Below are 25026 nucleotides of genomic sequence, written 5' to 3'. Positions count from 1 at the left end.
GCCGCGCGTTGCAGCGGGTACAACCCTGCGTTGCTTCCGCGAATCCCCCAGACATGTTACCTTGGGTCACCTTTAATGATTTGACTTATTTTTCTGACATCTCGTTTTTTCAGCTCTTTCTCGAGAGGTGACGTTCATGTCCGACTCCAGCAGTGAGCCCCCGCGCATAACGCTGTCCCTACCAAATCTTCGGCCTAACCCATCGATATCAGCGGAAATTTCCGGCACTGTCGCGGCTGGTGCGCACAGCGTTGAGGATCAGAAGCGGGTTGAGGCGGAAAAGCTCAAGGCATTGCGCCGTGGCGTCGGAATTGAGCTGTCCTCAGAAGTGATCAACGATCTGGTCGACCGGCGCGTCCAGTCGACTGGTGCGGTTTTTCGTCAGCTTGCAACCATTCGCGAAGATCTGGCCGGAGGCTTTCTGGGGGCGGTCGTTCCCACCCTCGCCCCGAAATTGCGGGGGGAACTGATCAACCCTGACGGGACCCCTGCCGAACGCGTGATCGTCGAGGTCCTGCGCCCCACCTTTACCGCCAATGAAGGGATCGACGACGCAGATTTTTCGTGGGCTGTCAAAGCCGCCGTCACGGACGCGCGTGGTCTTTTTTCGGTTGATCTGCCTAACCTCCGCCTGCCGCAGAACGGCCTGCGGTTACGGATCAGGGGCCAGAACACCACCCTGACAGAAGCCGTGCCACGCGTTGACGCGCTGGACGGCGAAATGGGTCTTGTGGTGCTGGATCGCACTGTCCTGCCTTTGCACCGTTCGATCGTCGGTGAGCTGGCCGATATCTTTCCGGTGGATCCCGAGGATGCCGAAGAAAACATATCAGATTTCACCGGTACGCAGGCCCCTATCGTGCTGGGCGAGGGCGATTGCGCGTCGGAGTACCGAACCGAAGGTGGCACGGTTTCACGGCGGCGCTATTCGGTTCTGTACCGGCTGATTGATCCGCTCGTCGGGCCCAAGAATATCGTTCGAACGCGCCCCATAGGCGGTGGCCGCTTTGTGACGACTATCCCGGGCACAGCCTTTGCTCAGGCCAATCTATCAGCCGAAACGCTTCTGGCCGCGTTCAACAATGACGGGGGTGATTGGGATTTTCGAGACCGGATTCCGATTGACGAACCCATTGATATCGAAGACTTCTTTGAAGATCTTGAGGAACGGCCGCAGGATGTGCCCAAAGCGTCGAGCCTTGCGCTTGGCTATATTGCCAAGATGCGGTCGACGGCTGTTCACGCTGGCATGTCTTTGGGTCGGCTGGTCTATTCCCTGCCGCTTGCCCCCGGAGAAGAGCAGCGGATTGTCGTGTCGGAACAGCGCGAAACACTGAGCGTACGTGAACGAGAGAGCCTGACATTTGAAGAACAGCAGGAATTCGAGGAAGCCCGCGACACGTCCTTTGACAGTACGTTTGAAAGCGCGCTGGATGAGGTAATTCAGGGTACGTCTTCGTTTTCGACCCGCGCTTTTTCAAAGAGCTTCGGAGGCGCAGGTGGCGTTGGTGGCGGCCTGTTCGGAGGCATCGGGGCCATCGTCGGCGGCGTGGGCTTCAGCGGCGCACGGTCCAGTTCGAATTCTTCCGGCAATTCGTCCAACACGCAGAACACATCGCGCGATTTTCTGTCCGACACGCATGAGACATTCTCTGCCGCGCTTGAACGGGCGGCTTCGGTCAAGCGCAACTCGGCACGGACCAGTGTGCGCACTGCAACTGCGACGGATCGGCGAACGGCCACAACGAAATTCGTGGCCAACCGCAATCATTGCCACGCAATGACCATGCAATGGTTCGAAGTCCTGCGCGACTTTTCCTTGGAAACACGTATCGAGGGCGTGCAGTTGGTGGTCTTTGTGCCGATGCAACTCATCCGCTTCCGCCGTCTGGGGCAAGGTGACCAGTTGCCGGGCAATGTCACCCGGTCCGGATTGCTGAGCCGGTACAAGGTCATCCTGCGCCATGCAGAAGTGTTCCGGCGCGTGTTCCGAAACCGCCGCAGATTCCGCAGCGCCCTGAAGCTTCTGGAAGAGTTTTATGCGGACAAGGACGCAACACCGCAGAACGCGCCCGGTGTCGCACAGGACATCGTCAGTTTCGAGGCGCAGGGCACGTTCATGCCCAATGATGACATTTCTGTTGTGATCTTCACGCAGGATGGCGACCGGGTCGGACCTGTGCCCCTGACCGGTTCACCGATCGACATCGACAACCTGCATGACCTGCCAGCGGAAACACGCGAGAACCTGCTTGTCCGGCTGGCTGATGCGCGGCGTGATCCGACCAAGCGCCGGACCTATACCGGGTCTGTGGCTTTGCCCCGTTCGGTCGAGCGGTCGGATATCGCCCGTGTCGAGCTGCGCAGGCGGACGGGTTCGTTTGCCTACTCGTTCTACACTGGTCCGGATCCCATCAACATTTTCAACATCTGGGAACATCTGGCCAATCTGGAAGATGCCGACGATCTGGACCGGGCCACCCGCAATATCAACCGCAGCCTTCGCACCACGATCTCGGGCTCGGACTTTGACGATCTGGTGGGTCCGCCCATGGTCAGCGAGTTCGAGGCGCGTATGAATGAAAACGCCCAGACAGTTGTTGATGACAACACGTTCCAGGCGTTGCCTGCCACCCTGCCCTATTCCGTGCAGGAGGTGCCGGACGTTCTGTCACGCCGGGATCTGCGCCGCATCGAAGAGATGTACCAGCATGTTGTGGCCAACACCGTTCGCTATTCCCGCGTGATCTGGGCCAGCATGACGGACGAAGAACGTGCGATCCTGCTGGAACGCTTCACCATCGGGGTACCGGAAGGCGGGCTGGACGATGCCTCAAGCGAAATATCGCTGCTCAGCACCGTCCAGAACAAGGTGTTGGGGTTCTATGGCAATGCCATGATCATGCCCTTCTCGATCCCGCCCGATCTGGCCGACCGGATGGAGATGCGGACCGGTGATATTCAGGACAGTCTGCTGGCCTTCCACCGCGAGGATTTCCGGCCACCGCGCCGCACGATTTCACTGCCGACCAGAGGATTGCTGGGCGAGGCCGTTCTGGGCCGCTGCAATTCCTGCGAGATGATCGACCACCGCCGCTTCTGGAACTGGCAGGACAGCCCGACACCGCCGCCGGTTGGCGACGCGCCGGTCCTGCCTGCTGACAGTGACGCCATCTTTGGCACCCGCGCGCCGTCAGACCTGCCGAACAACCAGCCGTCGAACACGCTGACTATTGCAGGGGGCGACATTGGCACCGGCCAGGCTGTGCCCACGTCGCAACTGGCCGAAATCCTCAAGGCCGCGCCTGATCTTGCGCGGGCGGGAACCGATCTTACGGGCCTGAAGGAACTGCAAGCCCAGCTTGCGCTTGAAACGCAATCGGTCGCTGCGGGGCGAGACAAGGCCATCGACACGGCAACGGATCTGACGAAAGAACTGGTTGGAAAGGCCACGGAACTTGCGGGTAAAGGTCAGGAAATCGCTGCCGCCCGCAAAGAGGAAGAGGCCAAGAAAGCCGCCGCTGACAAAAAGGCGTTCGATGCCAGCAACGCCGACAAGATCAAGGGGTTTGAGGATATCGCCAAGAACGCCTCGGGTGTCGCCGCATTGATTGGCGGACAGGCAGACGGCAACCGGGCAGCCTTTACGCAAAACCTGTTCAAGGATTTCCCCGGCGGGGCTGCGGCTTTGGCCAACCCGTCCAACACACTGCTTCTGGCCAAGCTTTTCGGGGCCTTCACCAAGGCGAACGCGGATGCCGATGACGGCAGCGCGACTAAGGCTGGCAGCCAGTCGGTGCTGGATTTCCTCAATGGCCTGAACGCCCCTGCGGAGGACGACAATGAGTGACACGAGCACAAATGTGACGGACAAACCGGGAATTGATGAAAGCCTTGCCGAGGCGATCATCAGCATTCTTGAAACGACCAACTCTCCGGCGATCCAGCGCGCCCGTGAGGTGATTGCCCATAGGCTGGCCATTGCGGGCGATATTGCCCCTTCGCGCATCCCTGCGCCGCGCAACATCACCGAGATCGGCGGCTATATCAATCTGCTGAGCGAGTATGGTGAGGCCGAACAGCGCGCTCGCATGATCGCGGCCGCTTTGGGTATCGCGGGACCGCAGATTTCGCTGCCGCAACCGGGTGCCGTTCCGCCGATGTCTTTCATCACCCGCGACGGTGCAAGGCCCGTTGGTCCGCAGCAGGCCAGTTTCCCGCTGAGCTATACGATCCGCAGTGATTTCGTTCCGGCCTTCGACAATGCGTTGCAGGAGATCGCGATACGTGGCGGTGCGGTGCCGATCCTGACACCTGTCAGGGTCCTTCCGGCCGCCGGATCAGGCCCCGTGACCGACGGCATCGCACAGCTGGCTTTGATCGGTCGAACCCTCAGCCTGGCACCGACCGCGGCGCTGCATGCCGTGGCCACCGACCCGCTGTCGCTCAGCCGTCCGACTGCGGGTGGCGGGTTCGAGGTTCTGGCACGGGTCATCGACGCCGCCGCCCCGATTGCCGGGACCATCGCGGCGGCAGACTGGACAAGCTGGGAATGCGATGCTGCTGCCTGTTCCGAGGTTGACAGCAACGATGCGCGCTTTGCCCTTTCGCCGATCCTGAATGCGGCCGGTTGGCACCAGGCGGCTGATCCCGGCAATCCCACCAGCCTGTCCGATCCCGGCAGCTGGGCCGCGTGGCAAAACATCACCGGGCTTGTACCCGGCGTCACGCGGTTCGCGGATGAGCTGCAATTGCTGTACCCTGCCGAGATGCTCATCACCTCGCCGGTCTTCAATCAATTGGACAATGTCTGGACGGGAAGCGCATTCGCCGCGCCATAGGACCCCCTCTGCATCCGCAACAAAGTGATTTGGCGGCACTTGGCTTTTGGAGTTACGCTTGAACAGGAGGGGTGCCATGCCAAACCCGGAACGTTTCGAAAAATTCTACTTTGCCAAAGTTGGCATGGGCGAAGCCTGCGGTTGCGCCGAGCGCATCATTGACGTTTTCGAGTTCAACCGAAAAGGTGGCGCGCCGTCGAAACACCCGGTGAAACAGGACCGTCGCAGACGCCTGTCGTTTCGCGCATGGGCAGTCAGATATGGGCTTATGAGCCGAAAGCGGAACAGCTGAACACGTATTGGTCCTGTCAGACAGAAACCAGTTTTCCGTCTCGCAAATCCAGCGCATCCGGTGCCAGTTCGGCGCGGAAGGCCGGGGAATGGCTGACAAGAAGGATCGCTTGCGGCAATGCCCGGAGGATTTCCAGCAGCCGGGCCTCGTTCCGTGGGTCCAGCGCGTTGGTGGGTTCATCAAGCAGCAGAACCTCGGGCTCCATCGCCAGAACGGTCGCCAGCGTAACCAGCCGTTTTTCACCCCCTGACAAATTGTGGGTGATGCGGTTCTTCAGATGCATCAGGTCCAGATCACCCAACACGCTTTCAACGATGGCAAGTGCTTCGTCGCGTGTTCTGCCCAGGTTGAGCGGGCCAAAGGCGATATCCTCGGCGACGGTCGGGCAGAACAACTGATCATCCGCATCCTGAAACACAAGGCCCACCCGGCGGCGCACGTCGTGAAAATCAGCCTCATGCACCCTTTGCTGACCAAAGATCCTGACCGTGCCGGACTGTGCGCGCTGCAAGCCAAGCGTAATGCGCAGCAAGGTCGATTTTCCTGCCCCGTTCGGGCCCGTCAGCGACAGGCGTTGACCAGCGGACAGGCTGAGGCTGGCACCGTCAAGAACGGGTGGCAGACCGGCGTAGGCAAAGCAGATTTCTTCAAGCGCAATCAGTGTCATGCCAAATCCAGTATGATCAGACCCGCGCAAAGGGCACCAAGACCTGCGGCAAAAACGATGTCCCTTCGGGTCAGGGCAAAGTTCTGAAGCAGCAGCATACGGCCTGAAAACCCCCTGCACTTCATCGCATCAAGAATGCGTTCGGATCTTTCGATCGCGCGCACCAGCATCATGCCCACGAGATAGCCAAAGCTGCGATAGGTGTGCCAGTTTGTTGCCGGGCGAAAGCCGCGCACTTTCATGGCCGCGCGCAGGCGCAGGTATTCTTCCCGCAGAACCTCGATATATCGGATGGTGAACATCAAAAGGTGAACCAGCTTTTCGGGGCAGCGCAGGCGGTGCAGGGCGTGGCCAAGCGTGACCGGCTCCATCGTGCCGACCAGCACCATAAGGGACAGGATGACCGCGTTGGCCGTCAAGGCGATCTCGACCGCTTTCCAGAAGCCCTGCCAGCTTGCGGGGAACCCCCAGAGCGTAAACATCGGGTCGCCGGGCATGGAGAATGGCAACAACAACAGCATGAACAGGATGAACCCGTCCATCATGGCCATGCGTTTCAATGTCATCCGCCAGGGCAGACGCGACGCGGCAAGAAGCGAAAGGGACACCGCCAAAGCCGCGCACAGCGCTGTCAGCGAGGACACCGCCACTGTCACCACCGCGAAGACAACCGCCATAACGATCCGCATCCTAGGATCAAGCGGGTTGATCGCGCCGCGCCGCTGCGTGCCCGCTTTGACCAGCGTGCTTTCCTGTTGTCCCAGAACATGCGCCATCAGGCCGCCAGCTTGCGGCGTGCCGCAAAGTAAAAGCCCAGACCAAACAGACCGACGATATATCCGATCCCACCCAGAACAGTTTGCAGATCATTTTGTTCGCGGTAAGCCGCGATCTCGCGTCGTAGCGGGCGCAGCTCATCACGAACAGCCCTGGCAATGACCTGTTGTTGTTCATCGCTGAGCACCGCCGCTGTCTGGGCAGGTGCGTTTGTTGGCGGGGTATCAGGTTCCGCTTCAACGCCCATGATCCGGGCGACATCCGCAGCGGGCATGGTAACCTCGGCCACATGCCCGGCACCAAGGATTGCAAAGAAAGTATGGGCCACCGGCGCGTTTGGCGTGTAGATAAAGAACCCGTCTGCATCTGTTACGATACGGCCCAGCTCGGCTCCGTCCGGGCCGTTGACGATGACCTCGGTATCGCTTGCCATGTCGCCGTTGGAAAAGCCGATTTCGCCTTCGATGGCGTCACCGGATTTAAACACTCCGGCTATGACCTTATGCGCTAAGGCAGGTAGGGGTGCGCAGCACAGCGCCAGAACGATTGCCAGATACCTCATGCGACCGCTCGTTTGACAAACAGCTCGGGCTTGACCTTGCGCGCCAGCAAAACCGCGAACCCGGTCAGGATCGCCTCAATCGCCATGACAGGAATATGTGCAAAGAAAACAAGCTTGGCCGCAGGCAGGAAGGCATCCCCGGACAAGGCCAGTGAAAACGCAACCATGCCGGTTGTGGCGGCAATGGCAAAGGCACCGCCGACCCCGCCCCATATCGCACCTTGCAGCGGTGAGCCGTGGGCGATCAGGCGGCTAAAGATCAGTCCGGCCAGAACCGCGGGCAACGCGATGTTCAGGGTGTTGATCCCCAATACCGTCAACCCGCCAAAGCCAAAGAAGACGGCTTGCAGCAAAAGCCCGACGAACAGGGCCGGGAATGCGGCCCACCCCAGCAAAAGCCCGGCCATACCGTTGAGGATCAGGTGCACCGACGACGGACCAATAGGAACATGGATCAGCGATGCCACGAAAAAGCTGGCTGACAGCACCCCCGCAGTGGGGATGCGATCAAGATCCAGCGACCTGAGGCCCATGGCAATTCCACCCGCCGCAGCGACGGCACCGCCGATCACGACCGGGTTGGACAAGGCTCCGTCAACGATATGCATCTACGGTTACTCCAAATCCCAGGCGCGGATCCAGATGACCGCGTCCTGGCTGAGTTCTTTGCCATTGTGTTCGGTCACGGGACCGGCGCCGAGCGCTGCAAAACCCCAATATCCGGCTTTCGGAACGCCGAACGTGAAATACCCGTTATCATCCGAAGTTGCGACCAATGCACCACCCGGCAACGGCGAGACGGTCGGGGCCGAAGCAGCCGTGCTTTCCATGTCCGGTTCTGCGGCCATGTACTCGATCTCGATCTCGGCACCCGCAACTGGTTGGCCTTCTGCCATAACCCGACCCGTAAAGGTCGAACCCGCGATGATGTTGGTCGGTTTGTTGAGCGGGATGATCTCAACCGGCAAGCCCACCGGGTTCATCCAGTCGGTCGGCAATTCGTTGCGGTTCAAGAATGCCTTGGCGATCTGCTGGATATAGATATCCTCAGACCCCTCGTAATAGGGCTGGGGAACTGTCACCAGCACATAGTCGCCCGACCGTTTGACCGGAACATAACCCTTGAATGCCGCGCCTTCGTTTTCCCCGCCGGTGAAACGCACGGGTTCCAGAGTGTCCAGCAGGTCGGTTTTCTGACCGTTGTGGATCACGTAGAATTCCTGCGGCTTGTCCAGATCCATGACATGCCCGTTCGAGAACGGATGCCAGAAGATCAGCTTGACCGGAACATTCCCCGGTGCGTCGATCATGGTGTCAGAGGTGTATTCCAGCAGGAAATGCGCATTTGCCATCGCTGGAAGCGCCATCGCCACAGCGGCTGCAGAAAGCAGCTTGGTCATCAATAGTCGTCCTTGTCCCTTCGTACCAACCCCGGTACGAGATGCGTTTTGACTGCGGGGACGTCCAAGCCGAGCTGCTTTTTCAAGCATCCTGCTCCGACGCACATCCCGTCGCCGATTAGGAGTGCCCTTGTCAAAGGCACATGTCCGGCAGGTATCCTGACTTGCGGGTCAAAGCGTTGGGCTGGCCTTCCCGGATTAACTCCAGTGGCACTTCAGCCCTGCTCGCCGCTTACAGTTGCGGGTGCAGTTGCGGAATTGGGCCAAAGCCCGCACCGCATTCCCTATTGATTCCAGAGCACGCCCCGGAACCGGACATGCCGAGCGGCTTGCCAGACTTCTTCGGCATCCGTCAACGATCAATTGCGCTGGCTGTCAAAAAGTTCAGCGGGCAATGCCCTTTTTCCGGTTGATCCGCTTTGGATACAGGTCGGGGTTTTTCGGGGATGAACCTACCCTTCGAGCAGGTATCTTTCCGACAATGGCAAACTGGCCGCCCCCAATGACCGGGCATCCGGGCCCGCCGTCCCTGCCAGCACCAAGGGCCGTTCAAGCCCGGTCAGGTTCATGTCAGATAGTTTGACCTCAACCAATTCCACCAGCCGCGCCTTGATGCCTGCGGGCATCCAGCCATCAATCTTGACAGATTCGAAGTCGATCAGGCTGCAAGACGAGACGATGGCATGTGCGATCCCGTGCGCCGCCTGTTTCAACCAGTTCTCAAGGTGGGTTTCCGGTACGTCCCAATGCAGTGTCGTTTCCCAGATTGAACCGGCTGTTGCGGCATTTCCACCAACCGCACGCTCCAGCACATAAAGACTGGCGACATCTATCAACGGTTTCACTCCGCCTGCGTCGTCCGGCACAGGCAATGGACCAAGCGCACCGGCGTTTCCCCGCCCTGAAAAGATGGAGCCGTTCAGAACCACCCCGCCCCCGATGAAGAAGCCCACATAAAAATACAGGAAATCTCGTGGGCCTTCCGCCGGGCCAAACACCAGCTCGGCACCGCAAGCGGCCGTTGCGTCGTTCTGCAGGAATACCGGCAAGTCATAGCTTGCGGCCAGTGCGCCTTTCAGGTCCGCGTCACGCCACGGATCCATTTTCTCCTGCGGAACCTGCAATGTCTGCGCCCAGTCCCAAAGGTAGAACGGCATCGCAATCCCAAGACCCGCGATCCGGCTGCGCGCCTCGGGCGACAGTGACGCCATCACTTTGTCGAGGCTTTCTTTGGAAAAGCTCAGTGTCGCCTCGGGTGTCGGAAAATCATAGGTCCGCCGCTCGCGGTGCCTGACGTTGCCAAGGAAATCCGTCAGCACCAATTCGGTACTGCGCCGCCCGACTTTGAGCCCGAAGAAATAAGCGCCATCCGGGTTCAGGCGCATGGGAACCGATGGCTGCCCGACTTTTCCCCGGATCGGTTCGCCCCGCAGAAGCAGCCCATCGGTTTCCAACTGTCGCATGATGACCGAGACCGTCTGCGCCGACAGCCCGGTCATCCGCGCGATTTCAGATTTTGCGAGGGCCTGATGGCGCCGGACCAGTGACAGGACAAGCCGTTCATTTCGGGCCCGCATTCCACTTTGGTTGGTGCCGCGCATGTCTGGCTCGCGTACGCCAGTGGTATTGTCCAAAGAGTTCATTGCAGACACGGCCATCCCCTTCATGACGACAATGTTGAAACCCTTCCTTTCTGTCAATAATAAATAAGAGTGATTTATTTATTGACTCGAAATTCGAATCTTGTGATGGTTTTTATGTGAGATCGGGCCGGTTTTCGCCCGATCAAACGTATGCCCGGAAGGGCATTGGGAAAACTGGGAGGACTACCGATGAAACTTGCGAAACTTGCAGGCGCCACGGCGCTGGCGGTTACGGCCATGGCAAGCAGTGCAATGGCCGAAGGTGAAACCGTTTGCCTGATCACCAAGACGGATACCAACCCTTTCTTTGTTAAAATGAGAGAGGGTGCCACAGCTAAAGCCGAAGAGCTTGGCATGAAGCTGAAAGCCTTTGCCGGCAAAGTCGACGGAGACCACGAAACTCAGGTTCAGGCCATTGAAACCTGCATTCTGGATGGCGCAAAGGGTATCCTGCTGACCGCGTCGGATACGTCGTCCATCGTTCCGGCGGTGCAGCAGGCCCGCGATGCCGGGCTGCTGGTGATTGCGCTGGACACCCCACTTGAGCCTATCGACTCGGCCGACGCGACCTTTGCCACGGACAATTTCCTTGCGGGGCTTCTGATCGGACAATGGGCAAAAGCCACGCTGGGAGATGCGGCAAATGACGCCAAAATCGCCACGTTGGACCTTGCGGTCAGCCAGCCCACTGTGGATGTGCTTCGCAATCAAGGGTTCCTGCAGGGGTTCGGTGTTGATCTGGCCGATCCGAACGTGATTGGCGATGAAAACGACCCGCGTCTTGTTGGTAGCGATGTCACCGCTGGCAACGAAGAAGGCGGTCGTCGCGCCATGGAGAACCTGCTGGCCAAAGACCCGACGATCAACGTGGTGCACACCATCAACGAACCGGCGGCAGCGGGCGCTTATGAAGCGCTTAAGGCTATCGGGCGCGAAAATGACGTGTTGATCGTTTCCGTCGATGGCGGCTGCCCTGGCGTGCAGAACGTGGCGGACGGCGTCATCGGTGCAACATCACAGCAATACCCGCTGCTGATGGCATCGCTGGGCGTTGAGGCCGTCAAGAAATGGGCGGACGAAGGCGTGAAGCCCGAGAACACACCCGGTAAGGACTTTTTTGACACCGGTGTGGCGCTTGTGACGGATAAGGCCGCCGACGGCGTCGAGTCCATCTCGGTTCAGGAAGGCATGGACCTCTGCTGGGGTTAAGCTGAATGTTTGGAAGGCCGCTGCGCGGCCTTCCACTTATCAAAACCACCCACACGCCTGAAACCTTGCTAAAGTCGTCATAAACCTGACGCTTTGGGGGAAATTCTATGTCCGATTCTTCACGACAAGCTGACGATTTCGAAACCGCCGCAAAAGGCAGCCCGGAGCAAGTCGCCGAGTTTGACGATCACCAACGCGGATTTGTCGGGACGGTTCAGCATTTTCTGCATGTGAACCCGTCGCTGGTCCCGCTGATTGTCCTTGTCGCTGCCATCGTCATCTTTGGTGTCTTGCTGGGCCCCAAGTTCTTTTCGCCCTTTGCGCTGACATTGATCCTGCAACAGGTTCAGATCGTCGGGATCGTGGCCGCGGCGCAAAGCCTTGTGATCCTGACCGCAGGCATCGACCTGAGTGTTGGGGCCATCATGGTGATGTCGTCGGTTGTGATGGGGCAGTTTACCTTCCGCTATGGAATGCCGCCTACGATTGCGATTGTGTGCGGCCTTGCTGTTGGCTCGGCAATCGGGGCTTTGAACGGGTTTCTGGTCAGTCGCATCAAGCTGCCGCCTTTCATCGTCACCCTTGGCATGTGGCAGATCGTTCTTGCGGCGAATTTTCTTTATTCACAAAACGAAACGATCCGGTCGCAGGAGATCGAGGAACACGCCGCCATCCTGCAACTGTTTGGTGCCAAGTTTAACGTGGGCGGGGCGGTGTTTACCGTCGGGGTGGTCTTCATGCTGGCGCTGATCCTCGTCCTTGCATACGCGCTGCGGCACACGGCCTGGGGCAGGCATGTCTATGCCGTCGGGGATGACCCCGAAGCGGCAGAGCTGTCCGGTGTCAACGTACACCGCACGCTGATATCCGTGTACATGCTGTCCGGCCTGATCTGCGCCTTTGCGGGCTGGGCCCTGATTGGTCGGATCGGGTCAGTTTCGCCAACCTCGGGGCAGCTGGCCAACATTGAAAGCATCACGGCGGTCGTGATCGGGGGGATATCTCTTTTTGGCGGTCGCGGGTCTATTCTGGGGTCCCTGTTCGGTGCCCTGATCGTAGGCGTCTTTACGCTTGGGCTGCGGTTGTTGGGCGCGGATGCACAATGGACGTTCCTGCTGATCGGCATCCTTATCATCGCAGCGGTCGCGGTCGACCAGTGGATCAGAAAGGTGGCAGCCTGATGGAACCCATTCTCAAAGGACGGAACCTTGTGAAACGCTATGGCAAGGTGACTGCGCTGGATCACTGCGACTTCGATCTGATGCCGGGTGAGATTCTGGCGGTGATCGGCGACAATGGCGCTGGCAAGTCGACGCTGATCAAGGCAGTGTCGGGCGCGGTGGCGCCCGACGAAGGCGAGGTCTGGCTGGAAGGTCAAAAGGTGAATTTCCATTCCCCGATCGACGCGCGTGAAGCCGGTATTGAAACCGTGTACCAGACGCTTGCCATGTCCCCTGCCCTGTCGATCGCGGACAACATGTTCATGGGGCGGGAAATTCGGCGCAAAGGACCGCTCGGGTCGTGGTTTCGCATGCTTGACCGTCCGGCGATGGAAAAATTCGCCCGCGAAAAGCTGAGCGAACTGGGTCTGATGACGATCCAGAATATCAATCAGGCGGTCGAAACCCTGTCGGGTGGACAACGCCAGGGCGTTGCAGTGGCACGTGCGGCGGCGTTCGGGTCCAAGGTCATCATTCTGGACGAACCGACAGCAGCACTGGGCGTCAAAGAAAGCCGCAGGGTCCTTGAACTGATCCAGGATGTGAAATCGCGTGGCATCCCAATCATCCTGATCAGCCACAACATGCCTCATGTTTTTGAAGTCGCAGACCGAATTCACGTGCACCGGCTGGGAAAACGCCTGTGTGTGATTGACCCCAAAGACTATTCGATGTCCGACGCCGTGGCGTTTATGACCGGGGCTAAGGAAGCACCGCCCGAGGATCAGGCCGCATGACCGGTGGCGGCACCGCCCCTGACGTTCTGGCCGACCGTATCGTCGACGCCGTTGAGGCGCTGCCGCCGGCCCGACACCGGCAACTTGTCGCGATTGCCGGGCCTCCCGGATCCGGAAAAAGCACTGTTGCCAGCCTTGCCACGGCCGAACTGAACCGGCGCGGGGTGTCAGCCGGGCTTGTGCCAATGGACGGTTTTCACTTTGACAACGCGATCCTGAAGGAACGCGGGCTTTTCCCCCGCAAGGGCGCGCCGGAAACCTTCGATCTTGCCGGGTTTCATGCCTTGCTTGTGCGTTTGCGCACCGAAGATGAAGTTGCAATTCCGGGCTTCGACCGAAAGCTTGATCTGGCAATCGCTGCCCGATCAATGATCTCTCCTAATCAGCGGGTCGTTCTGGTTGAAGGCAATTACCTTTTACTGGATGAACCGTGCTGGTCAGGCCTTCATCCCCTATGGGCGCTCAAGGTGTTTCTGGGCGTCGATCTGGCAACACTGGAATCCCGGCTCACCGACCGTTGGGTTGGGTTTGGGCTGGACAAACAGGCCGCAAGAGAGCGGGCGCTTTCAAACGACATTCCGAATGCCGAGCGGGTGATCCGGAACTCGGTACAAGGCGACCTGAACCTGTGACGGATGAGGGCGGGTCTGGCAGCGCGCCCGCGTCACCTGTCTAGTAGGTGGGCGGCACAAGACCGGCCTGAAACCATGTCACAAAAGATACGATAGAAAACACGGGCAGCCCTGTGGTGCGCTGAATATCGGGCGCATACGGGCACATATTCGTGCATTCCAGCACGATCGCGCCAAGATCGGGGTGTTCCGATGTCAGGGCCATGGCGGCTTCTACATTGTCTTTGCGGGCCTTTTCCACATCAAGGCCAAGCTCATTTCCAAGGATCGCGCGGGTGAACTCCGCCCCGCCTTCGGTTGTGCCGATGGGTGTGTCCAATGGAACATTGGCGGCCAGCAAGTGATCTTGGGTCAGAGTAGAGGCTGATATGGTCAGAACCCCGGCGCGTTTTCCCGCTGGCAGGATGCGGTTGACCATTTCAACCTGCATCAGGGACGATGTGGCCACCGGAACAGGCACAGCCTGGGCCAGTTCTTTTTGGAACAGGGACAGAAACCCGCAATTGGTGGTAATCCCGTCGACACCATCTTTGACAAGCTCCTGCGCCGCGTTGATGAACACGTCGAGCATGCCTTCGGCTTTGCGCCGGACCACCCGATCCGGCGAGGCATCGCGAACAATGCGGTAGTGAACCGGAAAGGGCCAGGTCTGCGCGTTGCCCATATCGCCGGGAATGCGGGGAAAGCGGGCATCCAGCATCAGAATGCCGACAGACGCGCCGTAGATGGATTTTCCGCCCTGCGCGATCATCCCTCAACCTCCTCAATAATACGGGCCGAGATATCGTCGGACCCTTCCATGTAGATGTTCGAAATCCCGTGACGCACGGCATCCTGCACCTGATCCATACGCTTGGAGATATGTGCACCCAGAACCCGAGCGGCCTCATCCGCGTTCCGGTCCATCAAAGCCTGCATGACGCGTTTGTGTTCGTCCTTTGAGCGTTGCACCCTGTCGAGGCTCATGGATATCCAGCGGATATAGCGAATACGGTCGTTGATCCGCGTCAGGGTTTGCAACAGTTCCATGTTTCCAGACAGCTTCGCGATACCCAGATGAAACGCCTCATCCCGGTTGACGGCTTCTTCAACAGTCAGACCGGTGATGTCGATGCCCGTTGCGTAAAGCTCATCCCGCAGCAACTGCAGGTCTTCGTCCGATGCCTTGGCACAGGCCGCGCGCGCCGCCGCTGTTTCGATGATCTGGCGCAGTTCGAACAGGTCGAACACGCTTTGCGCATCCAGCGGGCGGCAGAAAAAGCCTTGTCCGGGGCGGAAGTCGAAAAGCCGTTCGGCGACCAGACGGTTCAACGCCTCGCGCAGCGGGGTGCGGCTGACGCCCAGATCCCTGGACAACGCCACTTCGTTCAGGCGGTCGCCGGGGCGCAGGCGAAACGAAACCGCCATCGCCTTGACCTGATCATAGATATCATCGACGCGCGGACCAGCCATTACCCCTGCCCTTCTTCGTTTGAATCACAGGTGCCACACGTTGAGCTTGAAATCAATATACAAAACTGTATACAGAACTGAGTACAGATTTGACACAAGGGACTCGCGACCATGACAGGGACAAATTTTCTGACCGGAGCCGAAGCCATGGTGCGTATGCTCGAAGCGCATGGTGTGACGCATATGTTTGGCCTGTGCGGCGATACCACTTTACCCTTTTATGATGCCCTTGCCCGGATGGATCACGGCATTCAGCACATCCTGACACGGGACGAGAGGCACGCGGCCTATATGGCGGATGGCTATGCCCGCGTCACCGGCAAGCCCGGCGTGTGCGAGGGCCCGTCCGGCGGTGGTGCGACCTATATCTTGCCCGGAGTGGTCGAGGCCAACGAAAGCTCGGTTCCGATTCTGGCGATCACGTCGGATGTGGCAACAACCAGCCGCGGCAAATACCCGTTGACCGAACTGGATCAGCCTGCGCTGTTCCGGCCTCTGGCCAAATGGAACACATCCCTCGACGACGCCGCGCGGCTTCCGGCCATGGTTCGGGCCGCCTTCAGGGCGATGACGACCGGCACGCCCGGTGCGACGCATCTGGCGCTGCCGTTTGACACGCAGAAGGCGCAGGTCGATGAGGCTGAAATCTGGGCGGATGACAGGCACCGCAGCTATCCCGCTGAACGGGCCGCACCTGACCCGGACACCATCATAGCAGCGGCTGCCATTCTTGCAGGGGCCAAATCCGCGGTTGCGGTCTGTGGTGGCGGGCCGGTTTTGTCCCGGGCGACCGATGCGCTGCGCCGGGTTGCAGGCCTGCTGGACATGCCCGTGGCCACAACCGTGTCGGGTCAGGGGTCCATTGCCGAGACCGACCCGCTGGCCCTGGGCGTTGTCGGGTCGAACGGGGGCATCCCGGCAACCCGCGCCGTCGTGGATCAGGCCGATGTCGTTTTGTTCATTGGCTGCCGCGCCGGTTCGGTCACAACGGAACGGTGGCGAAGCCCCGGGCGCAGCACCACGATCATCCATATCGACAGCGATCCGATGGTGATCGGCGCCAATTACCAGACCGAAGTGGCGATCTGCGCCGATGCCCGACTGGCGCTGGAGGCTTTGGCGCAAGCACTGGAAGACCGGCAGGGCCTGACCAGCCAAGGCGGAACAGCCAAGGCCCGCGCCGCATGGGAGGCCAAGATGGCCGCGTTCGCCCCCCTGGCCGCAAGTCGCGAGACACCGATCCGGCCCGAGGCCGTCATGGCGTCCCTGATGGACATTCTGGATGACGACGCGATTGTCGTCGCCGACCCCGGCACCCCCTGCCCCTATTTCAGCGCATATTACCGCTGGCGGAAACCGGGGCGCCATTTCATCACCAACCGGGCACATGGGGCGCTGGGATATTCGCTGGGCGCGGCCATGGGGTCACATGTCGGGCGGCCATCGGTTAAAACCCTGTCGGTCATGGGCGATGGCTCGTTCGGGTTCACCTGCGGCGAGTTTGAAACGATGGTCCGGCACAATATGCCAATCACTTCGATCGTCTTCTCGAACTCAGTCTTCGGATGGATCAAGGCTGGCCAGAAAGCGGGATTTGGTCAGCGCTATTACAATGTTGATTTCAACCGGACAGACCACGCCGCTGTTGCGGCCGCCTTTGGCGTCAAATCCTGGACCGTCAAAGACCCCGAGGATCTGCCGCGCGTGCTGAAACAGGCGATTGAGCATGACGGCCCAACACTTGTCGACATTCACTCACAGCCGCTTCACGAAACGGCCGCGCCGGTCTCGGAATGGGTCGCGTAAGCGGCAATTGACGGGGTCAACTGGGCCAGAAATTCCTGGGCAATCGTGGACAAAGGGCGGCCCTTGGCCGTGATGATCGCGAGATCCAGCATGACTGGCGGCGCAAATGGACGGGTCTGATACCCGCTCTCGTCGTCAAAGGTCACAGTAAAGGGGTCGATCATCGCGACCCCCATACCCTGTTTTACAAAGCTCAGCAGGTTTTCGGACAGATGGGTGTGTATCTGGGTACGCCATGTGTGGCCGGATGCCTGAAAGATGTCGCGAGTCCGGCGATGGGTCTGGTGTTCCGGCCCCATCACGATGAAGGGTTCGTTTTCCAAAATCTCTGGCGTCAGTACGTCGTGCTCGGCCAAGGGACTGCCCTCAGGAAAAGTCGCGAGCGTTTCAAACTGAAACTCCTGATAGTTCAGTGTGTCATGCAGAATGGGCATCTCGACGATACCGATTTCAAACAGGCCCGAGATGACCCATTCCTGAATCTTGGACGAATATTGCGACTGAAAGCTGACAGACAGGTTCGGACGCGTTTTGGCAAAACACGCGATCTCGCGGGGCATGAAGCCAAAGGACAACAGGTGAGGCGCGGCAACCTGCAATTGACCGGGATGTTTGTTCTGCAAATCGGTTACGGCCTGCGCCACGTGGTCCAGCCCGCGCACGACCGTGTCGACCTCGCGAAATAGCATCTCGGCCTCAGGGGTTGGCAGCAATCGGCCTTTGGTCCGTTCGAACAGAGGCAGACGAGCCTCGCGCTCGAGCTGTGCCAGAAGGTTGCTGATGCCGGGTTGCGATATCCCAAGAACCGAGGCCGCGCCGGTCACGGTTCCGGTTTCCATGATGGCATGAAAGGCCTGAAGCTGGCGAAAGCGTAGGGACAACGATTGCTACATCACTTTTTCTGATGAACTTACGAAAATATAGTATTTGAAATGATAGCCCGGTCAAGGCAGGCTTTCCCCATCGACAGGGGGCGAAATGAGCAATCTGGCACAGAAAATCATCGGCTATGACCTGTGGCACCTTGAACTGCCGGTCACATCCCGCCGGGATCACGGCATCGGATCGGTTGAAGGCGTTTGCGAAGTCGTCATCCTGCGCCTGACATCCGAGGATGGCACGCAGGGGTATGGCGAGGCGTCGCCCTGGTCTGTTTTCACCGGAACACCCGAAGCGAGTTTTGCGGCACTGGACCGTTATCTGCGCCCTCACGTTCTTGGGGCATGCGTTGGGGATCGGGCCGCCATCATGGCGCGTGCGGCTTATGCCGTGGCACATTGCACCGAAGCCAAGGCGGCGCTGGAAACCGCACTGCTGGATCTGGCAGGCCGGATCAGCGGTGTTCCAGTCTGGTCTTTGCTGGGTGGTCGCTTCCGCGACAGCATTCCGCTGAGTTGTTCCATCGCAAATCCCGACTTTGCCCAGGACGTCGATCTTTTGGCGCGCCTGCGTGAGGATGGTGTTCGGATTGTTAAACTCAAGACCGGGTTCAAGGATCACGCCTTTGACATCATGCGGCTGGAGTATCTTGCCCAGAACTACCCGGAGTTCTCGGTCCGCGTGGACTATAATCAAGGGCTCAGCATTGATGATGCGCCATCGCAGGTGCGGGACGTCGCTCAGTTCAAACCGGACTTCATTGAACAACCTGTCCGCGCCCATCAGTATGGCATGATGGCAAAGCTGCGGCAGATGACGGATGTTCCCCTTCTGGCCGACGAAAGCGTCTTTGGCCCCGAAGATATGGAGCGCGCAGCTCGCGAAGGGATCTGCGACGGAGTTTCAGTGAAGATCATGAAGTCAGGCGGCCTGACACGCGGGCAGACAGTTGCACGCATTGCTGCGGCCCATGGCCTGACGGCCTATGGTGGTGACATGTTCGAGGCTGGACTGGCCCACTTGGCGGGCACGCACATGATTGCCGCGACACCGGAAATCTCTCTGGGCTGCGAATTCTATCAGGCGTCCTATTTCCTGAAAGAGGACATTCTGGAGCAGCCATTTCAGGTAAAGGACGGTCAGGTATGCGTGCCTCAGGACCCCGGACTTGGCGGCAGACCTGACCTGACCAAACTGGATCATTATGCGGTTGCCAAGGCGGTGACAGAATGACGGACAAGAAAACCATAGCCATCATAGGGGCCGGAATTGTCGGCGTGTCGACTGCGGTCTGGTTGCAGCGGGATGGTCACGACGTGATCCTGATCGACAAGGCAGGACCTGCCGAAGGTACCTCGCACGGCAATGGCGGGGTTTTGGCCTCGTGTTCGATCGTTCCGGTCACCGTTCCCGGATTGCTGGGCAAAGCGCCGAAGATGCTGCTCAGCCCCTCGCAACCCTTGTTCCTGAAATGGGGGTATTTGCCAAAGCTTCTTCCGTGGCTCTGGCAATACCTCCGTCACGCCAACGCCGCCGACGTCGAGAGGATCGCCGCAGCACTGTCGTCCATCGTTGGCGACAGTCTGAATGACCACAAGGCGCTGGCGGCCGGAACGGGGGCGGAAAAGTGGCTGGTTCCGTCAGATTACCTGTTTCTTTACAGGGATCGCGCGCATTTTGAGGAAGATGCATTTGGTTGGGATATCCGGCGCAGGAACGGGTTTCAGTGGGACGAATTGGAAGGTCACGCTTTCCATGAATATGACCCGGTTTACAGTCAGGGCATCGGGTTTGCCGCCCGGCTTTCGAATCATGGCCACATCACCGACCCCGGCCGGTACGTGAAAGACCTTGCCGCGCATGTTGAGGCGAATGGAGGTCGTATCATACGTGCAAACGTCGAAGACGTAGTTCGGAAAAACGGGCATGTCACAGGGGTTCGGGCCGGTGGCGAGACCATTGCTTGTGACGCAGCCGTCGTCACGGCCGGGATCTGGTCGGGTCCATTGGCAAAGCGCTTGGGAGTTTCTGTTCCTCTTGAAAGCGAACGTGGTTATCATCTTGAATTGGTAAAGCCTTCCGCGATGCCGCGCAGCCCGGTTATGGTTGTCTCGGGCAAGTTCGTTGCGACACCGATGGATGGGCGCATACGCTTGGCGGGCATTGTCGAGTTCGGAGGGCTGGATGCGCCGCCCTCGCGCGCGCCGTTCGAGTTGATGCGCAAAAATGCCCGGGCGGCGTTCCCGGGCGTGACATGGAAGGAGGAAGTGGAATGGATGGGGCACAGGCCCGCCCCGGCTGACTCGATCCCGGTTATTGGCGAAGTGCCCGGTATCAAAGGGGCCTATATGGGCTTCGGGCATCACCATATCGGCCTGACAGGCGGGCCGAAAACCGGGCGCCTTCTGGCGCAGATGATTGCAGGCAGAACGCCAAATGTCGACATGAGCGTCTACGCGCCGTCACGATACGCGAAGTAACAAACAAACCGGTGAGAAACGCCGGTGTTTCCAAATTCAACAGGGAGAAGAATGATGAAGAAATTGACGAACCTTCTGGCGGCAACTGCGCTGACCGCCACCGCCGCGGCACCCGCCATGGCCGAAAAATGGGACATGCCGATGGCCTATGCGGCCTCAAACTTCCACTCGGCCACGGGCGCGGAATTTGCCAAATGCGTCACCACCGGCACCGGCGGTGAGATTGAAATCGTCACGCACCCATCCGGCTCGCTGTTCAAGGGCGGCGACATCAAACGCGCAATCCAGACAGGGCAGGCCCCGATTGGTGAGCGGTTGTTGTCCGGGCATCAGAACGAAAACGCATTGTTCGGGTTTGATTCCATCCCGTTTCTTGCGACCTCATTCGACGACAGCGCAAAGCTTTGGGAAGCGGCCAAACCTTCGATCGAAAACCTGCTGGCCGAGCAAAACCTGACGCTGCTTTATGCGGTACCGTGGCCTCCGCAAGGTCTGTATTTCAAAAATGAGGTAAACTCGGTCGCCGAGATGAAGGGCATCAAGTTCCGCTCGTACAACAACGCCACTTCACGGCTGGCCGAGTTGACCGGGATGCTGCCGGTTACCATCGAAGCGGCTGAAATCAGTCAGGCTTTTGCAACGGGCGTGGCGGATTCGATGATATCGTCGGGTTCGACCGGGTATGACCGCAAGGTTTGGGAAAGCCTGAACTATTTCTACGAGGTCGACGCCTGGCTGCCGCGCAACTACGTGATGGTCAATTCCGACGTCTGGTCTGGTGTATCCGATGCCAACAAGAACGTCATCAAAGGCTGTGCTGAGCTGGCGGAATATGCCGGGAACTGGCGTGCCAAGGAATACACCGGCTTTACCTTGCAAGGCCTGCGGGATGGCGGCATGACCGTTGGCCCGGCATCGGATCAGATGGTGAAGGAATTGAAAGAAATCGGTGTGACCATGACCAATGAATGGCTAGAGGCCGCCGGGGACCAAGGCAAGGCCATCGTCGACGCGTTCCACGCGTCTCGGTGATCCTTACCGGACGGGCGGCGGCATATCCTGCCGCCCGTTTCAAATCCAATCAGAACACAGCGGGGACGGCATGGCAGTTTTGCGAGGGCTTCGGTCCGTATTGGATTTCATTTATCTGGCAGCAGGGGTTCTGGCGGCGATCAGCCTGATTGCCATATTGCTGCTGATCGTGGTGCAGATGCTGGCCCGCTGGACCGGCGAAGTGTTTCCCGGCGCACCGGACTATGCCGGTTATGCGATGGCTGCCGCCTCTTTTCTGGCGTTTGCCAACGCGCTGAACCGGGGCAGCCACATCCGTGTATCGATCCTGCTGAACGCAGTGCCGGACGGGGTTCGGCGCATTCTTGAAGTCTGGTGCTTTGGAATCGCTACCGCCGTCATGTGGTATTTCTGCTGGTATGCCTATCGCTTTGTCTACTGGAGCTGGAAGTTCAACGATGTCAGTCAAGGACAGGATAGAACCGCCCTTTGGATCCCTCAATCCGCGATGCTGATCGGTGCCGTGATCCTTGCCATCGCCCTGACGGATCACCTGATCCACGTCCTGTTCCGCGGTGAACATCGCATCGTCCGCGATCTGGCCGATCAGAGCCACGGAGAGTAAACGCATGGAAAACCTGGCTGTTATCATCCTCTTCCTCTTTGTGCTTTTTACCTTGTTGGGCACCGGTGTGTGGGTCGGACTGGCCCTGATGGGTGTCGCCTGGGTCGGGATGGAGCTGTTCACGACACGCCCCGTGGGCGATGTCATGATAACGACCATCTGGTCGGCATCGTCCTCGTGGACCCTGACCGCCCTGCCGATGTTCATCTGGATGGGCGAGATCCTGTACCGAACGCGATTGTCCGAGGACATGTTCAAGGGGTTGTCGCCCTGGATGGCCCCCCTGCCCGGTGGTCTGGTGCATACGAATATCGTTGGATGTACTGTCTTTGCCGCTGTCTCGGGGTCGTCGGCGGCAACCCTGACGACCGTCGGAAAAATGTCGATCCCCGAGTTGCGCAAGCGCAATTACCCCGAGCGGATGATCATCGGAACATTGACCGGTGCCGCAACATTGGGGCTTATGATCCCACCCTCTCTGACTCTGATCGTATACGGGGTGACGATCAATGAATCGATCACCAAGCTGTTCTTCGCCGGTATCCTCCCCGGCCTTGTTCTTGCGGCGATGTTCATGGGATATGTCGCGCTGTATTCCAAGCTGGGTAAGGACTGGAACCCAAACGACGAAAGCAAGCTGAGCTTTTCTGAGAAAGTCAAAAACTCACGCTTTCTGCTGCCTGTGATCCTGCTGATCACCGTTGTCATCGGATCGATGTATCTGGGCTATGCTACCGCGACCGAAGCCGCCGCTTTCGGCGTGATTGGCGGGCTTTTGCTGGCCGCCGGTCAAGGGTCGCTGACCTGGAAGACCTTTACCGAAAGCCTGATGGGGGCCACGCGCACCAGTGCGATGATCGCCCTGATCCTTGCGGGGGCGGCCTTTTTGTCGCTGTCGATGGGGTTCACCGGCCTGCCGCGCGGACTGGCCGACCTGATCGCCGGATGGGACCTGACACGGTTCGAGCTGTTGATGGTATTGCTGGTATTCTACATCATTCTGGGATGCTTTCTGGACGGGATATCCTCGGTCGTGTTGACGATGGCCGTGGTTGAACCGATGATCCGTGACGCCGGGATCGACCTTATCTGGTTCGGCATCTTCATCGTGGTTGTTGTCGAGATGGCACAGATCACGCCGCCGATCGGGTTCAACCTGTTCGTGATGCAGGGCATGACAAACCACGAGATGAGCTACATCGCGCGTGCAGCGATCCCGATGTTCCTGATCATGGTATTGATGGTTTTCATCCTCATCTGGTTCCCGGATCTGGCGACCTGGCTGCCGGAAAATCTGCGCCAAGGCCCGGGTGGGTAGAACAGCCTTGAACCCGTTACATCTGGCGGCGCGTCATGGCCCTCATGTACTGATCGCCGGGCTGGCGGCTGGCCTTCTGCTGCCGTCCCTGGCCGAGCCGATGCGAAACCTGCTGCCGCCACTGGTCGTGTTGTTGCTGTTCGTCACGGTCCTCAGGATGAACCCTGAAACCATTCTCGGGTCGCTGAGCGATCTGCAAAAGGTCGCATTCACGGTCATCGGGTTTCAATTCGTTATGCCACTGATCGTGCTGGCCATCGGGTTCGCGGGCGGATGGACTGGAACGCCTGTCCTTTTGTCCCTGCTGATCATGGCGGCGGCCCCGTCCATTTCAGGCAGTCCCAATATGTGCCTGATGATGGGCCATCCGCCTGAACACGCGATGCGGCTGATGGTTGTGGGTACGGCGCTGTTGCCGCTGACCGCGTTGCCGGTATTTCTGCTCATGCCTGAACTGGGGGATATTCAATCTGTCGTGCGGGCCGGGTTGCACTTGCTGCTGACCATCGTAACTGCAACCGGTACCGCCATCGTCATACGGCGCACAGTTCTGCGCGCACCTTCACCCGCAACGCTGCTGAACCTCGAAGGGTTGGGAACGCTCACCCTGGCCGTCTTTGTCATCGGGCTGATGCCATCGGTCAGCGCCACGGCCCTGAACAATCCCGCCATTGCAACCTTCTGGATCGCGCTCGCCTGTCTGGCCAATTTCGGGGCACAAGCCGTTGCATTTCACCTGAGCCGAAACCGGCTCCCCGCAGACAAATCTACCGCGATATCGATCATCGCGGGAAACCGGAACATCGCCATTTTCTTTGTTGCCCTGCCACCTGATGTCACCGCCCCGATCATGGCATTCATCGGCGCGTATCAGATCCCGATGTACCTGACGCCCATGATCATGCGACGCCTTTACCGCAAGAACCACCTTCCCGCGTAACGGCTTCTGCGCTTCAGATCACCTAGTGGGTCTTAGGTGCAATCCCGGATCACAAAGTGCTTCGTCGTTTCCTCAATGACTTCCCAATAGCCGCGAAACCCATTCGGGATCAGAAAACTCGCCCCGTCGCGAAAATCCTGACGGTTGCCGTCTTCGTGGATCAAAGCGCAATGGCCTTTGACAATATAGCAATATTCGTCCTTGTCCGTGAACGCATGCCATTTTCCGGGCGTCGAGGTCCATGTGCCCGCAGACAACTTGCCGTCCGGACTGGTAAAATGCACCCCGATCTGGTGATGCGGATCGCCTTCGACAACGCGGTCCGGAAGATCGGCCAGGCGCCGTTCGCTGCTTGTTGCGGGCGCACCGAAGAGATTGAGGACCTGGGGTGTCATGACATCATACCTTCCTGCTGAGCGTGTGTTTCAAAGCAGCACGACCCTCCCCTCTGCGCGTTGAGGGCTCCTTTGGTGATGCGGGGGTCGTTGCCTTCGCTGAGGGCGATTATGGGACGGGTGGCCGGAGCGTTTTGCCG

The 25026-nt window shown here is 59.2% G+C and carries 24 protein-coding genes and 1 riboswitch; of the genes, 14 read left to right on the top strand and 10 right to left on the bottom strand.

Going from position 1 to position 25026, the window contains the following annotated elements; genetic code table 11:
- The first annotated feature begins 136 nt into the window (after positions 1–136).
- The 3 genes from ACR0NZ_RS19695 to ACR0NZ_RS19685 all read left to right on the top strand — a co-directional run bounded on the left by ACR0NZ_RS19695 (position 137) and on the right by ACR0NZ_RS19685 (position 5133).
- On the top strand, positions 137–3850 hold the full coding sequence (locus ACR0NZ_RS19695) for a hypothetical protein (protein WP_480521292.1): 3714 nt from the start codon (positions 137–139) through the stop codon (positions 3848–3850).
- Complete coding sequence (locus tag ACR0NZ_RS19690; RefSeq protein ID WP_480521290.1) at positions 3843–4841, top strand: hypothetical protein; 999 nt, start codon at positions 3843–3845, stop codon at positions 4839–4841. Before ACR0NZ_RS19695 ends, ACR0NZ_RS19690 begins: the two co-directional genes overlap by 8 nt.
- A 76-nt stretch (positions 4842–4917) precedes the next feature.
- Complete coding sequence (locus ACR0NZ_RS19685) at positions 4918–5133, top strand: hypothetical protein (RefSeq protein ID WP_480521288.1); 216 nt, start codon at positions 4918–4920, stop codon at positions 5131–5133.
- A 16-nt stretch (positions 5134–5149) separates the two neighbouring features.
- On the opposite strand, the gene ACR0NZ_RS19680 is transcribed toward ACR0NZ_RS19685, so the two are convergent.
- The 6 genes from ACR0NZ_RS19680 to ACR0NZ_RS19655 all read right to left on the bottom strand — a co-directional run bounded on the left by ACR0NZ_RS19680 (position 5150) and on the right by ACR0NZ_RS19655 (position 10182).
- Complete coding sequence (locus ACR0NZ_RS19680) at positions 5150–5800, bottom strand: energy-coupling factor ABC transporter ATP-binding protein (RefSeq protein WP_480521286.1); 651 nt, start codon at positions 5798–5800, stop codon at positions 5150–5152.
- Positions 5797–6576, bottom strand: a complete 780-nt coding sequence (gene cbiQ / locus ACR0NZ_RS19675) for a cobalt ECF transporter T component CbiQ (protein ID WP_480521284.1) — start codon at positions 6574–6576, stop codon at positions 5797–5799. The genes ACR0NZ_RS19680 and cbiQ overlap by 4 nt, the downstream gene beginning before the upstream one ends.
- Positions 6576–7139, bottom strand: coding sequence for a cobalt ABC transporter permease (locus ACR0NZ_RS19670; RefSeq protein ID WP_480521282.1), 564 nt, complete (start codon positions 7137–7139; stop codon positions 6576–6578). Before ACR0NZ_RS19670 ends, cbiQ begins: the two co-directional genes overlap by 1 nt.
- Complete coding sequence (gene cbiM, locus ACR0NZ_RS19665; protein WP_480496183.1) at positions 7136–7747, bottom strand: cobalt transporter CbiM; 612 nt, start codon at positions 7745–7747, stop codon at positions 7136–7138. Before cbiM ends, ACR0NZ_RS19670 begins: the two co-directional genes overlap by 4 nt.
- Before the next feature lie 6 nt (positions 7748–7753).
- Complete coding sequence (locus tag ACR0NZ_RS19660) at positions 7754–8539, bottom strand: DUF4198 domain-containing protein (protein WP_480521280.1); 786 nt, start codon at positions 8537–8539, stop codon at positions 7754–7756.
- Between the two features lie 132 nt (positions 8540–8671).
- Positions 8672–8870: riboswitch (cobalamin riboswitch) on the bottom strand.
- A 121-nt stretch (positions 8871–8991) separates the two neighbouring features.
- A complete protein-coding gene (locus ACR0NZ_RS19655) occupies positions 8992–10182 on the bottom strand; it encodes an ROK family transcriptional regulator (RefSeq protein ID WP_480521305.1) in 1191 nt (396 codons plus the stop codon).
- Between the two features lie 189 nt (positions 10183–10371).
- Between ACR0NZ_RS19655 and ACR0NZ_RS19650 the strand changes: the two genes are divergently transcribed.
- The 4 genes from ACR0NZ_RS19650 to ACR0NZ_RS19635 all read left to right on the top strand — a co-directional run bounded on the left by ACR0NZ_RS19650 (position 10372) and on the right by ACR0NZ_RS19635 (position 13980).
- Positions 10372–11391 (top strand): substrate-binding domain-containing protein, encoded by a 1020-nt coding sequence (locus tag ACR0NZ_RS19650; protein WP_480477469.1) that lies wholly within the window; start codon positions 10372–10374, stop codon positions 11389–11391.
- 107 nt (positions 11392–11498) lie between these two features.
- Entirely contained in the window at positions 11499–12572 is a 1074-nt protein-coding gene (locus ACR0NZ_RS19645; RefSeq protein WP_480521278.1) for an ABC transporter permease, read from the top strand.
- Positions 12572–13348 carry an ATP-binding cassette domain-containing protein gene (locus ACR0NZ_RS19640; protein ID WP_480521276.1) on the top strand — a complete coding sequence of 259 codons (777 nt, stop codon included), beginning with the start codon at positions 12572–12574 and terminating at the stop codon, positions 13346–13348. Before ACR0NZ_RS19645 ends, ACR0NZ_RS19640 begins: the two co-directional genes overlap by 1 nt.
- A complete protein-coding gene (locus tag ACR0NZ_RS19635) occupies positions 13345–13980 on the top strand; it encodes a nucleoside/nucleotide kinase family protein (protein ID WP_480521274.1) in 636 nt (211 codons plus the stop codon). The genes ACR0NZ_RS19640 and ACR0NZ_RS19635 overlap by 4 nt, the downstream gene beginning before the upstream one ends.
- Before the next feature lie 40 nt (positions 13981–14020).
- Here ACR0NZ_RS19635 and ACR0NZ_RS19630 read toward each other — a convergent pair whose 3' ends face one another.
- Positions 14021–14731: an aspartate/glutamate racemase family protein gene (locus ACR0NZ_RS19630; RefSeq protein WP_480521272.1), complete on the bottom strand. Its 711-nt coding sequence runs from the start codon at positions 14729–14731 to the stop codon at positions 14021–14023.
- Positions 14728–15432, bottom strand: a complete 705-nt coding sequence (locus ACR0NZ_RS19625; protein WP_480521270.1) for a GntR family transcriptional regulator — start codon at positions 15430–15432, stop codon at positions 14728–14730. The genes ACR0NZ_RS19630 and ACR0NZ_RS19625 overlap by 4 nt, the downstream gene beginning before the upstream one ends.
- Before the next feature lie 111 nt (positions 15433–15543).
- On the opposite strand from ACR0NZ_RS19625, the gene ACR0NZ_RS19620 reads away from it, so the two are divergent.
- Positions 15544–17238, top strand: a complete 1695-nt coding sequence (locus ACR0NZ_RS19620) for a thiamine pyrophosphate-binding protein (RefSeq protein ID WP_480521268.1) — start codon at positions 15544–15546, stop codon at positions 17236–17238.
- Here ACR0NZ_RS19620 and ACR0NZ_RS19615 read toward each other — a convergent pair.
- Complete coding sequence (locus tag ACR0NZ_RS19615) at positions 17199–18119, bottom strand: LysR family transcriptional regulator (protein ID WP_480521266.1); 921 nt, start codon at positions 18117–18119, stop codon at positions 17199–17201. The two genes, ACR0NZ_RS19620 and ACR0NZ_RS19615, sit on opposite strands and share 40 nt — an antisense overlap.
- 97 nt (positions 18120–18216) lie before the next feature.
- Here ACR0NZ_RS19615 and ACR0NZ_RS19610 point away from each other — a divergent pair, with 97 nt between their 5' ends.
- The 6 genes from ACR0NZ_RS19610 (at position 18217) to ACR0NZ_RS19585 (ending at position 24491) form a co-directional block, all read left to right on the top strand.
- Positions 18217–19350 (top strand): enolase C-terminal domain-like protein, encoded by a 1134-nt coding sequence (locus tag ACR0NZ_RS19610; RefSeq protein WP_480521264.1) that lies wholly within the window; start codon positions 18217–18219, stop codon positions 19348–19350.
- Positions 19347–20597: an NAD(P)/FAD-dependent oxidoreductase gene (locus ACR0NZ_RS19605; RefSeq protein ID WP_480521262.1), complete on the top strand. Its 1251-nt coding sequence runs from the start codon at positions 19347–19349 to the stop codon at positions 20595–20597. The genes ACR0NZ_RS19610 and ACR0NZ_RS19605 overlap by 4 nt, the downstream gene beginning before the upstream one ends.
- Before the next feature lie 54 nt (positions 20598–20651).
- A complete protein-coding gene (locus ACR0NZ_RS19600; RefSeq protein ID WP_480521260.1) occupies positions 20652–21629 on the top strand; it encodes a TRAP transporter substrate-binding protein in 978 nt (325 codons plus the stop codon).
- 70 nt (positions 21630–21699) lie between these two features.
- Entirely contained in the window at positions 21700–22233 is a 534-nt protein-coding gene (locus tag ACR0NZ_RS19595; RefSeq protein ID WP_480477489.1) for a TRAP transporter small permease, read from the top strand.
- Between the two features lie 4 nt (positions 22234–22237).
- Positions 22238–23551: a TRAP transporter large permease gene (locus ACR0NZ_RS19590; RefSeq protein WP_480477491.1), complete on the top strand. Its 1314-nt coding sequence runs from the start codon at positions 22238–22240 to the stop codon at positions 23549–23551.
- Positions 23552–23558: 7 nt separating this feature from the next.
- A complete protein-coding gene (locus ACR0NZ_RS19585) occupies positions 23559–24491 on the top strand; it encodes a hypothetical protein (RefSeq protein WP_480477493.1) in 933 nt (310 codons plus the stop codon).
- Positions 24492–24523: 32 nt separating this feature from the next.
- Here the strand turns inward: ACR0NZ_RS19585 and ACR0NZ_RS19580 are convergent, their stop codons facing one another.
- Positions 24524–24886, bottom strand: a complete 363-nt coding sequence (locus tag ACR0NZ_RS19580) for a cupin domain-containing protein (RefSeq protein WP_480477495.1) — start codon at positions 24884–24886, stop codon at positions 24524–24526.
- Positions 24887–25026 lie beyond the last annotated feature (140 nt).

Source organism: Ruegeria sp. AE3, assembly GCF_056542225.1.
The sequence above is the reverse complement of the archived record's forward strand: the minus strand, read 5'-3'. Positions and strand labels throughout refer to the sequence as shown.

Bases quoted from the DNA above. Each gene is read 5' to 3' on its own strand.
- ACR0NZ_RS19645 (WP_480521278.1), top strand. From the start codon at position 11,499: ATGTCCGATTCTTCACGACAAGCTGACGATTTCGAAACCGCCGCAAAA.
- ACR0NZ_RS19670 (WP_480521282.1), bottom strand. From the start codon at position 7,139: ATGAGGTATCTGGCAATCGTTCTGGCGCTGTGCTGCGCACCCCTACCT.
- ACR0NZ_RS19690 (WP_480521290.1), top strand. From the start codon at position 3,843: ATGAGTGACACGAGCACAAATGTGACGGACAAACCGGGAATTGATGAA.
- ACR0NZ_RS19695 (WP_480521292.1), top strand. From the start codon at position 137: ATGTCCGACTCCAGCAGTGAGCCCCCGCGCATAACGCTGTCCCTACCA.
- ACR0NZ_RS19580 (WP_480477495.1), bottom strand. From the start codon at position 24,886: ATGACACCCCAGGTCCTCAATCTCTTCGGTGCGCCCGCAACAAGCAGC.
- cbiM (WP_480496183.1), bottom strand. From the start codon at position 7,747: ATGCATATCGTTGACGGAGCCTTGTCCAACCCGGTCGTGATCGGCGGT.
- ACR0NZ_RS19595 (WP_480477489.1), top strand. From the start codon at position 21,700: ATGGCAGTTTTGCGAGGGCTTCGGTCCGTATTGGATTTCATTTATCTG.
- ACR0NZ_RS19640 (WP_480521276.1), top strand. From the start codon at position 12,572: ATGGAACCCATTCTCAAAGGACGGAACCTTGTGAAACGCTATGGCAAG.
- ACR0NZ_RS19625 (WP_480521270.1), bottom strand. From the start codon at position 15,432: ATGGCTGGTCCGCGCGTCGATGATATCTATGATCAGGTCAAGGCGATG.
- ACR0NZ_RS19650 (WP_480477469.1), top strand. From the start codon at position 10,372: ATGAAACTTGCGAAACTTGCAGGCGCCACGGCGCTGGCGGTTACGGCC.
- ACR0NZ_RS19655 (WP_480521305.1), bottom strand. From the start codon at position 10,182: ATGAACTCTTTGGACAATACCACTGGCGTACGCGAGCCAGACATGCGC.
- ACR0NZ_RS19685 (WP_480521288.1), top strand. From the start codon at position 4,918: ATGCCAAACCCGGAACGTTTCGAAAAATTCTACTTTGCCAAAGTTGGC.
- ACR0NZ_RS19605 (WP_480521262.1), top strand. From the start codon at position 19,347: ATGACGGACAAGAAAACCATAGCCATCATAGGGGCCGGAATTGTCGGC.
- ACR0NZ_RS19600 (WP_480521260.1), top strand. From the start codon at position 20,652: ATGAAGAAATTGACGAACCTTCTGGCGGCAACTGCGCTGACCGCCACC.
- ACR0NZ_RS19680 (WP_480521286.1), bottom strand. From the start codon at position 5,800: ATGACACTGATTGCGCTTGAAGAAATCTGCTTTGCCTACGCCGGTCTG.
- ACR0NZ_RS19630 (WP_480521272.1), bottom strand. From the start codon at position 14,731: ATGATCGCGCAGGGCGGAAAATCCATCTACGGCGCGTCTGTCGGCATT.
- ACR0NZ_RS19610 (WP_480521264.1), top strand. From the start codon at position 18,217: ATGAGCAATCTGGCACAGAAAATCATCGGCTATGACCTGTGGCACCTT.
- cbiQ (WP_480521284.1), bottom strand. From the start codon at position 6,576: ATGGCGCATGTTCTGGGACAACAGGAAAGCACGCTGGTCAAAGCGGGC.
- ACR0NZ_RS19635 (WP_480521274.1), top strand. From the start codon at position 13,345: ATGACCGGTGGCGGCACCGCCCCTGACGTTCTGGCCGACCGTATCGTC.
- ACR0NZ_RS19590 (WP_480477491.1), top strand. From the start codon at position 22,238: ATGGAAAACCTGGCTGTTATCATCCTCTTCCTCTTTGTGCTTTTTACC.
- ACR0NZ_RS19660 (WP_480521280.1), bottom strand. From the start codon at position 8,539: ATGACCAAGCTGCTTTCTGCAGCCGCTGTGGCGATGGCGCTTCCAGCG.
- ACR0NZ_RS19620 (WP_480521268.1), top strand. From the start codon at position 15,544: ATGACAGGGACAAATTTTCTGACCGGAGCCGAAGCCATGGTGCGTATG.